Origin of the sequence: Streptomyces sp. NPDC053493, assembly GCF_044544825.1 — a bacterium.
Classification (GTDB): domain Bacteria; phylum Actinomycetota; class Actinomycetes; order Streptomycetales; family Streptomycetaceae; genus Streptomyces.
In genome coordinates this window covers 431,567-441,074 of sequence record NZ_JBITXS010000002.1, presented here as the reverse complement: position 1 = coordinate 441,074, position 9,508 = coordinate 431,567, and the positions used below count along the sequence as shown (strand labels likewise).

The following is a 9,508-nucleotide window of genomic DNA, read 5'->3' as shown; positions in this document are numbered from 1 at the left end:
GGGTCGAACCGACCGACCCGGTCGATCCGACCGGCCGGCGCGAACCCACCGGCCGGCGCGAACCGGCCGACCTGGTCGAACCGGCCACCGCACCTCGAAAGGAACGTCACCCGCCCATGACCGCGACACAGACCGCCGGCCGGGACTGGCTCAGAACCGCCCGTCCCGCGCCCGCCGCCGCCGTCCGCCTGGCCTGCTTCCCGCACGCCGGCGGCGCCGCCACCCTCTTCCGCCCGCTCGCCGAGGACCTGGCGCGGGACGACGCCGCCGAGGTCCTCGCCGTGCAGTACCCGGGCCGTCAGGACCGCCGTACGGAACCGGTCGTCACGGACCTGACCGTGCTCGCCGACCACGCCGCCGACCGGCTCGCCGCGGCGGCCGACGGGCGGCCGCTGGTGCTGTTCGGGCACAGCATGGGCGCGCTCGTGGCGTTCGAGACGGCGGAGCGGCTCCAGGCGCGGGGCGTGCCCGTCGGCGGTCTGATCGTCTCGGGCCGCCGCGCCCCGCACCTGCGGCGCCCGGACGGCGACCTGGTGCACACCCGGACGGACGAGGGACTGGTCGCCGAACTGCGCGCGCTCGGCGGCACCCATGACGCCCTGCTCGCCGACGAGGGCTTCGTCCGCATGATCCTGCCCGCCGTCCGGGGCGACTACCAGGCGGTCGAGACCTACCGGCGCGCCCTCTCCCCGGCCGTCCTGAGCTGTCCCGTCCTCGCCCTCGCGGGCGAGACGGACCCGCGGGTCACGACCGAGGAGGCGCGCCACTGGGCCGCGTACACCAGCGGCACCTTCGAGCAACGGACCGTCCCGGGCGGCCACTTCGGACTCGTCCAGGACCAGGCGGGCCTGTCCGCGCTGCTGCGGGAGCAGCTCCTCGTCCTCCGCGGCGAGGACGCCACGAACGGGACCCGCCCTGGCGCACCGACCCCTCGTGGAGCACGGGTCCGCCATGGAGAATGAACCCGTGACGGAGCATGAGACGGCCGGCTCGCTGCTCGCCATCAGCGACCTGCACATCCACTACGCCGAGAACCGCCGCATCGTGGAGGAGCTGCGCCCGCGCTCGGACGCGGACTGGCTGCTCGTCGCCGGCGACGTCGGCGAGATCGCGAGCGAGGTCGAGTGGGCGCTGAAGCTGCTCTCCGACCGCTTCGCGAAGGTGATCTGGGCGCCCGGCAACCACGAACTGTGGACACCGAAGCAGGACCCGGTGCGCCTGCGCGGAGAGGAGCGCTACCTCCACCTCGTCGAGATGTGCCGCTCCCTCGGCGTGGTCACGCCCGAGGATCCCTACCCGGTGTGGCGCGGCGCCGGAGGGCCGGTCACGATCGCGCCGCTCTTCCTGCTGTACGACTACACCTTCCGGCGCCCTGGTGTGACCACCAAGGAGGCCGCGCTCCAACAGGCCTACGAGGCGGGCGTGGTGTGCACGGACGAGTTCCTGCTGCACCCGGACCCGTACCCGAGCAGGGACGCGTGGTGTCGCGCCCGCGTCGCGGCCACCGAGGCGCGCCTGGCCGCCCTCCCGCCCGGCACCAGGACCGTCCTGGTCAACCACTTCCCGCTGGTACGGGAGCCCACCGAGGTGCTGTGGCGGCCGGACTTCGCGCTGTGGTGCGGCACCGAGGCCACCGCGGACTGGCACCGCAGGTTCCACGCCGAGGCCGTCGTCTACGGGCACCTCCACATCCCTCGCACCCTCCACAAGGACGGCGTGCCGTTCGTGGAGGTCTCGCTCGGCTATCCGCGCGAGTGGCGGCGCCGTGACACGCCGCCCGGCCGTCTGGTGCCGATCCTGCCCGCGGCGGCCGACGCCGACGCCGACGCCGGCCCGCCCGGCCCGGCCGGGGCCACGGGGGCCGCCGGGTGATCGAGGAGCTGCTGCCGGCGGGCGTCGAGGTCGAGGAGGCCTTCGGCGACCTGCCCGACGCCGTCCTGTACGAGGCGGAGCGGGCGCTCGTCGCGACGAGCGTCGAGTCGCGCCGCGGGGAGTTCGCGACCGCCCGCCACTGCGCCCGTACCGCGCTCGCCGCCCTCGGCGTGCCGCCCGCTCCGATCCTGCGGGGCGAGCGCGGCGCGCCCCGCTGGCCGTCCGGGACCACCGGCAGCCTGACCCACTGCGCCGGCTACCGCGCGGCGGCGGTCGCCCGCACGGACCACCTGCTGTCCCTCGGCATCGACGCCGAACCCCATCTGCCGTTGCCCAGCGCCGGCACCCGCGACCTCGTGGCGCTCCCGGAGGAGCGCCGCGCGCTGGACCGGCTCGCGGCCTCGCGGCCCGAGGTGTGCTGGGACCGGCTGCTGTTCAGCGCGAAGGAGAGCGTCTACAAGACGTGGTTCCCGCTCACCGGCCGCTGGCTGGACTTCGAGGAGGCCCTGATCACCCTCGACCCGGACGACGGCACCTTCCACGCCCGCCTGCTCGTCCCGCCACCGACCGTCGCCGGCGTCCGCCTCACGGTCTTCACCGGCCGCTGGTCGCTGAGCCGCGACCTGCTCTGCACGGCCGTCGTGGTGCCAAGCCCCTAGGAGGCGCGGTGGCGCGGCCGTGACACCCTGGAGGGGTCCCGAGCTCCGGAAAGGCCGCACACATGCACCACTTCGATGTCGAGACGCTGACGGCGGGCCGGTGGCGCAACGGCGGCGGCGCCACCCGGGAGATCGTCTCGTGGCCGGCCGGCGCCCAGGAGTTCGCATGGCGTGCGAGCGTCGCCGACATCGACCGGGACGGGCCGTTCTCGGCGTTTCCCGGGATCGACCGCACGCTCACTCTCCTGGCGGGCGACGGCGTCCGGCTGACCGCTCCCGGCACGTTCGACCGGCTGCTGGCGCGCCCGGGCGAGCCCTTCGCGTTCCCCGGTGACCTGGAGCTGACCGCCGAACTGCCGGGCGGCGCCTGCCGCGTGCTCAACGTCATGGTGCGGCGTGGCCGGCGCACGGCCCGGGTGGACCGGCTCACCGGTCCGTTCGTGCCGCCCGCCGGCCACGCGGGCGTCTGCTACGTGCTGAGCGGCCACTGGCGGGCGGAGACGGACGGACAGGTCATGACCGCCGGCCAGGGCCTGTGGTGGAACGAGGACGAGGACGAGCGCGGGCCCGAGCCCGAGCGCGGGCACGGGTACGAGCGGGGCCACGGGTACGACGGGGCGCCGGGCGGCCGAGCGGTCGTACCGCTCTCGCCCGGCGCCACCGCCCTGTGGGCGGATGTCGTTCCCGTGGGGTGAGTACGGATCAGCCGACGGGCGCGGTGACCCGCTCGCCGCCGTCGGTGCCGGCCGGGTGCACGGTCGCGGCGGGCGGGTCGGCGGTGCGCCGCACCCACACCCAGTACAGCGCCGCGGTGACCAGCAGACCGACGATCCAGGAGATGTCCGCGCCGTCCAGCCGCTTGGTGATCGCGCCCGTGTAGAGCTTGGTGGCCAGGAACGGGATCTGCACGGCCACACCCACGACGTAACAGGTCAGCGCGGTGACGTTCCAGCGCCCGTAGCGGCCGGCCGGGTCGTACAGGGCGGGGATGTCGACGCGTTCGCGGGAGACCAGGTAGTAGTCGACCAGGTTGATCGCGCTCCACGGCGTGAACACCATCAGGATCAGCAGCACGAAGTTCTTGAAGTTGTTGAGGAAGTCCGCGCTGGCGGCGAGCGCGATGCCGATCGACACCGCGGTGAAGCACACGATGTACGCGGCGCGGGCGCCGGCCGAGATGCGCGAGCGCCCGTCGAACGCAGTCACGGTGGTCAGGATCGACATGAAGCCGCCGTACGCGTTCAGGCAGTTGACGGTCAGCTTGCCGACCACGATCACCAGATAGACGAGGAAGGCGAGCGACGCGGGCCCGGCGAGCTCGCCGAGGAAGCCCACCTGGTCGGTGAGGAAGGCCTTCCCCGCGACGGCGGCGGTGAGCGCTCCCAGCGTCATGGCCCACTGGGAGCCGATCACGGAACCGGCGAACGTCGACCAGAACGTCGCCCGGGTGCTGGTGTGGCGCGGCAGATAGCGCGAGTAGTCGGCGACGTACGGGCCGAAGGTCAGCTGCCATCCGGCGCCGAGCCCCACGGCGAGCAGGAAGGTCGCCGCCTCGAAGCCCTTGGTCCCGACGTGCGCGCCGACGTCGTACCGCGTGAACACCCGCACCAGCAGATAGCCGAGGCCGAGCACGCCGACGACGGTGGCGACCCGGCCGGCGGCATGGATGAGCCGGTATCCGGTCACGGCGACCACGGCGGTCAGCACGCCGAAGACCAGGATGCCGACGGACGTGTCGTCGATGTGCAGCATCGCGGACAGCGCCTGCCCGGCCAGCACGCTGCCGGTCGCGGCGAAGCCGAGGTACATGAGGATCACCAGCAGCAGCGGCAGGACGGCGCCGTGCACGCCGAACTGCGCGCGGCTGGAGATCATCTGCGGCACCCCGAGCCGCGGCCCCTGCGCGGAGTGCAGCGCCATCACGACGCCGCCGAGCACGTTGCCGATCAGCAGCGCGGGTATCGCCCACAGCGCGTCGGCACCGAACACGACGGACAGCGCGCCGTCGACGATCGCGGTGATCTGCATGTTGGCGCCGAACCACAGCGTGAACTGGCTACGCGGCGTGCCGTGCCGCTCGGCGTCGGGAATGACCTCGATGGTGCGCCTCTCCATCGCGAGTCGTTCCCCGGGGGCGTGTCGGACCGGCATCGTAAAACCCCATCCCGCAGCGATTCCTGAGCATCCGGACGAACCGCAGCCGGTCGTCCCGCGCTGCGGTGCGCCGAATCTCGCATGGCGTTCAACAGGTGGCAAGACATTGAATGAACAATTTCAGAAGGTGGGATGCCCGCGGTCCGGGACGAGATCGGGACAGCGCCGTCATGCCGCGGGGATGGACCTTTCGGCCAAACGGTGGCTCATTAAGGGCAGTGCGATGTCCAGCGCGGGCGTCGAAGAGCAGTGGGGGATCGGCGTGATGAGCGACGGCAGAGGGGAACCGGGCGTGCCGCGTCCGGAGAGCGAGGCGACACGGGTGCCCGACGGCGCGGACGGTGGCTTCACCGACCCGGTCCCGGACCCGGCGGCGAGAACAGGCCAGGATCCCTCGCGGGCGATCGGGCCCAAGCAGGACGATCCTCGGGCGATCGGCCCGAAGCAGGATGATCCTCGGGCGATCGGCCCGAAGCAGGATGATCCTCGGGCGATCGGCCCGAAGCAGGATGATCCTCGGGCCATTGGTCCGAAGCAGGATGACCCTCGGTCCATTGGTCCGAAGCAGGACGATCCGCGGAGCGTGGGGCGCGGGATCATCGTGCAGGGCGGGCGGACGGGGGGCTCGAAGAAGGCGCGGGTGAGGAAGCGGGCCAAGGCGAAGCCGCTGGCGCTGGTCATCGGCGGTCTGATGGTGGTGGGCGTCGGTGGTGCGGTCGTCGGGCAGCGGCTCGGCAACGGGCCGGGCGCCGATACGCCGCTGGTCGTGGCCACGCCCTCCAGCAGCGCGCCCGCCGGCTCGTCCGCGGCCCCCGGAGCCCCCGACGCCACCACGCCGCCGGCCGCCGGCGAGGCGACCACGCCCGGCGTGAGCCACCCGCCCACCACCGCGCCCGCCCGAGGCGAGAGCCCCGGTCAGGGAACGGGAACCACCGCACCGCCGCCTCCGACGCGGCGGCCCACGCGGTCGGCACCGCCCTCCCCGGCGCCCGCCGGTGTGCTGGCGCTGCGCTCGGCCGACGTCCAGGAGTACTGCGCCAACGGCGAGTGGCCGAACAAGGTCGTCGTCGTCAACACCGGCGGCGGCGCACTGGACAGGACGGCCGGCGCCCTGCCCGCCGGTGTCACCCTCAGCCGGAGCGGCGGGTCCCTCGCCGCGAGCGCCGTCGCGGAGATCGAGCTGAGCGGCCGGATCGAGCAGATGCCCGGGAACGGCCTGTTCACCATCGGCTTCACCAGCAACGGCGGCAGCGCCGAGGTCATCGTCCACTGCTCCTGAACCGGGTACGGGGCTCCCGGCGCGCTCGTGAAGACCCTCGCGTAAATGTGGAGAAGTCCTGAGGAGTACGTGAGTCTTCCGTCAGCGATTCGTGCGCGGACGCGCGCCGTGGGGCCCGACCCGTTGGACCGACTCGTCAGTAACCACCTTCTGGCCAGCGAAAACAGAGCCCTGAAGGGCGCATTGCGGTCCTCGCCCCGCTTTCGCTTCGTCGGGGTATGGTCGGCCCCGTTCACTCGCCCGGGTGAACGACGACCGGGAAACGCCGTCCTTTCCGGTGGCGCACGACGACCGACCGACCCGACCCGACCGACCCAAGGCGAAAGACCGACCGCAGACGTTCGAGGCGAGGCAGACCGATGGAAGTTCCGGCCACCCCGTCGGGCGGCGGAGACTGGTTCGGGCGCAGCCCGGGCACGGCCGCGTCGGCCCCCGCACCCGCGCACCCGTCCGCGCACCCGTCCGCGCCCACGCCGGCGCAGCCGCCCGCGCGCCCCTCGGCGCCGGCGTCTCAGCCCCTCGCGCAGCCGTCCGCGCCCGCGCGCGGCCAGGAACCCGGCGCCCGCTCCGTACCGCCGCAGCAGCGCCCGTCCGAGCCGCCCGGCGCGGCCCCGTCCGACACGGAGTTGCTGCGCCGCACGATGGCCGAGGTCGAGCCGATCGCCGACACGGTCACCTCGTACTTCTACGCCCTGCTCTTCCTCCGGCACCCCGACCTGCGGGCGCTCTTCCCCGCCGCGATGGACACCCAGCGCGACCGGCTCTTCAAGGCGCTGCTCACCGCCGCCACCCACGCCGACGACCCCGAGACGCTGACCACGTACCTGAACCACCTCGGCCGCGGCCACCGCAAGTACGGCACCCGGCCCGAGCACTACCCGGCCGTCGGCGAGGCGCTGATCGGCGCCCTCACCCGCTACGCGCCGTCGACCTGGGGCCCCAGAACCGAGGCCGCGTGGGTGCGCGCCTACACCACCATCTCCCAGATCATGATCGACGCGGCGACCGAGGACGAACTGCGCGCGCCCGCCTGGTGGCAGGCCGAGGTGGTCGGCCACGAGATGCGCACGAAGGACATCGCCGTCGTCACCGTCCGGCCCGACCAGCCCTACCCGTTCCGTGCCGGGCAGTACACCGCCCTGGAGACGCCCTGGTGGCCGCGGGTCTGGCGGCACTACTCCTTCGCGTCCGCGCCCCGCTCCGACGGGCTGCTCTCCTTCCACGTCAAGGCCGTGCCGGCCGGCTGGGTCTCCAACGCCCTCGTGCACCGCGCCCGCCCCGGCGACGTCGTCCGGCTCGGTGCGCCCACCGGCTCCATGACGATCGACCACAGCACCGACAACGGGCTGCTGTGCCTCGGCGGCGGCACCGGCATCGCGCCCATCAAGGCCCTGGTGGAGGACGTGGCGCAGAGCGGCCGGCGCCGCACCGTCGACGTGTTCTACGGGGCTCGCCGCAACGACGACCTGTACGACATCGAGACCATGCTGCGGCTGCAGCAGTCGCACTCCTGGCTCTCGGTCCGGCCGGTCGTCGACGACGGTCCCGCCGGCCTGCTGTCCGGCGGACTGCCCGGAGCCGTACGGGAGTTCGGCCCCTGGCACACCTACGACGTCTACCTGTCGGGTCCGCCCGGCATGATCCGCCGCGGCGTCGACACCCTGCTGGGCATCGGCGTCCCCACCCACCGCATACGGCACGACTCCATCGAGGAACTGGTCGGGGCAAGCAATTGAGCACTTTCGAAGAGGCCGGGCAGCGGCAGGTCACGACCCCGCCCCTGCGCACCACCCGCCCGGGCAGCGACGGCGAACACCTGGTCCAGCAGCGCATGGGCACCACCGAGCGCGCCGACCGCTTCTACGCCGAGCAGGTCCTCGACCGGCTCAACCCGCGCATGCGGGAGTTCGTGGCCCGTCAGGAGATGTTCTTCCTGGCCACCGCCGACCGGCACGGCGAGTGCGACAACACCTTCCGGGCCGGCCCGCCCGGTTTCCTGCACGTCCTCGACGACACGACGCTCGCCTATCCCGAGTACCGGGGCAACGGCGTCCACGCCAGCCTCGGCAACATCGACGAGAACCCGCACGTCGGCGTCCTCATGGTCGACTTCCTGCGCGACCGCATCGGACTCCACGTCAACGGCCGGGCCCGGGTCGTCGCCGACGAGGACATGCGGCGCGCGCACGACGGGATCGCGGTCGATCCGGTGCCCGGCCGCAGGGCCCGCGTGTGGGTGCAGATCTCCGTCGACGAGGCCTACATCCACTGCGCCAAGCACATCCCGCACCTCCAGAAGGTCCCGCGGCAGGGCTCCGGCCGGCCGTGGGGAACGGACGACGTCAAGCGCAAGGGCGGTGACTTCTTCGCCGCGGCCGCCGAGGCGCCGGAGCGCGGCCCGTTCCTGCCGTCGCCCCGCGCGAGCGCGGCGACCTGGCGGGCGGAGGCGGAACGGGTCCTCGCCAGGGCCGCGCGCGCTCCCCGTACCGGCGCGGACCGCGACGCGGACGCCGGCGCGGACGCCGCCGTGTACGGCGGGACGCAGAGCTTCAGCGGCTGGTTCAGCAGGAGCGCCCGCGCCTGACCGGCCCCGCCGCACGCCCGCGCCTGACCGGCCCCGCCGTACGCCTTTCGCCGACCGGCAGCACGCCTTCGCCGCCCCGCCCGGCGGTCCGGCCGCCCCGACCGCCCGAGCCGCCCGACCCGGGCCCGGCCGGGCGGCCCCGGGCCGGCGTCAGTCCACCTCCGACTCGAAGGTGCGCAGCAGATCGGCGGCGACGCTGACGGCGATCGTCGCCGGCTCCTTGCCGGTGATGTCGGCGAGCCCGATCGGCGTCTTGATCCGGGCGATGGCCGCCTCGTCGTGCCCGCCCTCGTTCGCCAGACGGCTGCGGAACCGCGCCCACTTCGCCGCCGACCCGATCAGCCCGATGGAGCCGAGATGGCTCGTGCGCAGGGCGGCGTCGCACAACGCGGCGTCCTCCGCGTGGTCATGAGTCATGATCAGGACGTGGGTGCCGTGCGGCAGTTCCGCGAGCACCTCCTCGGGCAGCAGCGGCGTGTGGTGCACGTGCACGTGCGCCACCGCGTCGGACAGCGCGCCGAGCCGTTCCTCGGTGAGGAGGTCGGAGCGGCTGTCGATCAGATGGAGGTCGAGGTCCTGGCGGGCCAGGATGCGGGCCAGCTCCATCCCGACGTGCCCGACGCCGAACACGGCCACCGCCCGCACCACCGGCAGCGGTTCGAGCAGCACCGAGACCGCGCCGCCGCAGCACTGCACGCCGTGCGGGCCGGTCACCTTGTCGTTGAGGGCGAAGTCGATCAGTTCCGGCTCCGGCTTGGACGCGGCGATCATCTCGCGGGCCCGGTCGACGGCGACGGCCTCGACGTTGCCGCCGCCGATCGAGCCCCAGGTCCCGGTCCGTCCGACCACGAGCTTCGCGCCGGCGTCGCGCGGTGCGTGGCCGCGCACGGTCGCGACGGTCACGAGGACGCCGGGCTCCCGGCGTGCCCGCAACCGCGCGACCGCGGCGATCCAGGTCAT

The 9,508-nt window shown here is 73.5% G+C and carries 9 protein-coding genes; 7 read left to right on the top strand and 2 right to left on the bottom strand.

What is annotated here, in order from left to right; translation table 11 throughout:
- Positions 1-116 precede the first annotated feature (116 nt).
- The 4 genes from ACIGO8_RS07635 to ACIGO8_RS07620 all read left to right on the top strand — a co-directional run bounded on the left by ACIGO8_RS07635 (position 117) and on the right by ACIGO8_RS07620 (position 3,226).
- On the top strand, positions 117-962 hold the full coding sequence (locus ACIGO8_RS07635) for a thioesterase II family protein (RefSeq protein WP_399725429.1): 846 nt from the start codon (positions 117-119) through the stop codon (positions 960-962).
- Entirely contained in the window at positions 952-1,872 is a 921-nt protein-coding gene (locus tag ACIGO8_RS07630) for a metallophosphoesterase family protein (RefSeq protein ID WP_399725426.1), read from the top strand. The genes ACIGO8_RS07635 and ACIGO8_RS07630 overlap by 11 nt, the downstream gene beginning before the upstream one ends.
- The gene (locus ACIGO8_RS07625) at positions 1,869-2,531 is read left to right on the top strand and encodes a 4'-phosphopantetheinyl transferase (protein WP_399725424.1); all 663 of its coding nucleotides are present in this window, start codon (positions 1,869-1,871) and stop codon (positions 2,529-2,531) included. The genes ACIGO8_RS07630 and ACIGO8_RS07625 overlap by 4 nt, the downstream gene beginning before the upstream one ends.
- A gap of 62 nt (positions 2,532-2,593) precedes the next feature.
- On the top strand, positions 2,594-3,226 hold the full coding sequence (locus ACIGO8_RS07620) for a HutD family protein (RefSeq protein ID WP_399725421.1): 633 nt from the start codon (positions 2,594-2,596) through the stop codon (positions 3,224-3,226).
- Positions 3,227-3,233: 7 nt separating this feature from the next.
- Here the strand turns inward: ACIGO8_RS07620 and ACIGO8_RS07615 are convergent, their stop codons facing one another.
- On the bottom strand, positions 3,234-4,646 hold the full coding sequence (locus tag ACIGO8_RS07615) for a purine-cytosine permease family protein (protein ID WP_399725418.1): 1,413 nt from the start codon (positions 4,644-4,646) through the stop codon (positions 3,234-3,236).
- Between the two features lie 679 nt (positions 4,647-5,325).
- Here ACIGO8_RS07615 and ACIGO8_RS07610 point away from each other — a divergent pair.
- From ACIGO8_RS07610 to ACIGO8_RS07600, 3 genes are all read left to right on the top strand, one after another.
- A complete protein-coding gene (locus ACIGO8_RS07610; RefSeq protein WP_399725416.1) occupies positions 5,326-5,964 on the top strand; it encodes a hypothetical protein in 639 nt (212 codons plus the stop codon).
- Positions 5,965-6,323: 359 nt separating this feature from the next.
- The gene (locus tag ACIGO8_RS07605; protein WP_399725413.1) at positions 6,324-7,700 is read left to right on the top strand and encodes a globin domain-containing protein; all 1,377 of its coding nucleotides are present in this window, start codon (positions 6,324-6,326) and stop codon (positions 7,698-7,700) included.
- Positions 7,697-8,548: a pyridoxamine 5'-phosphate oxidase family protein gene (locus ACIGO8_RS07600; protein WP_399725411.1), complete on the top strand. Its 852-nt coding sequence runs from the start codon at positions 7,697-7,699 to the stop codon at positions 8,546-8,548. The genes ACIGO8_RS07605 and ACIGO8_RS07600 overlap by 4 nt, the downstream gene beginning before the upstream one ends.
- Positions 8,549-8,698: 150 nt before the next feature.
- Here ACIGO8_RS07600 and xdhC read toward each other — a convergent pair whose 3' ends face one another.
- Positions 8,699-9,508, bottom strand: coding sequence for a xanthine dehydrogenase accessory protein XdhC (gene xdhC / locus ACIGO8_RS07595; RefSeq protein WP_399725409.1), 810 nt, complete (start codon positions 9,506-9,508; stop codon positions 8,699-8,701).

Excerpts from the sequence above, each read along its gene's own strand:
- xdhC (WP_399725409.1), bottom strand. The coding sequence starts at position 9,508 with ATGACCTGGATCGCCGCGGTCGCGCGGTTGCGGGCACGCCGGGAGCCC.
- ACIGO8_RS07630 (WP_399725426.1), top strand. The coding sequence starts at position 952 with ATGGAGAATGAACCCGTGACGGAGCATGAGACGGCCGGCTCGCTGCTC.
- ACIGO8_RS07615 (WP_399725418.1), bottom strand. The coding sequence starts at position 4,646 with ATGGAGAGGCGCACCATCGAGGTCATTCCCGACGCCGAGCGGCACGGC.
- ACIGO8_RS07635 (WP_399725429.1), top strand. The coding sequence starts at position 117 with ATGACCGCGACACAGACCGCCGGCCGGGACTGGCTCAGAACCGCCCGT.
- ACIGO8_RS07620 (WP_399725421.1), top strand. The coding sequence starts at position 2,594 with ATGCACCACTTCGATGTCGAGACGCTGACGGCGGGCCGGTGGCGCAAC.
- ACIGO8_RS07605 (WP_399725413.1), top strand. The coding sequence starts at position 6,324 with ATGGAAGTTCCGGCCACCCCGTCGGGCGGCGGAGACTGGTTCGGGCGC.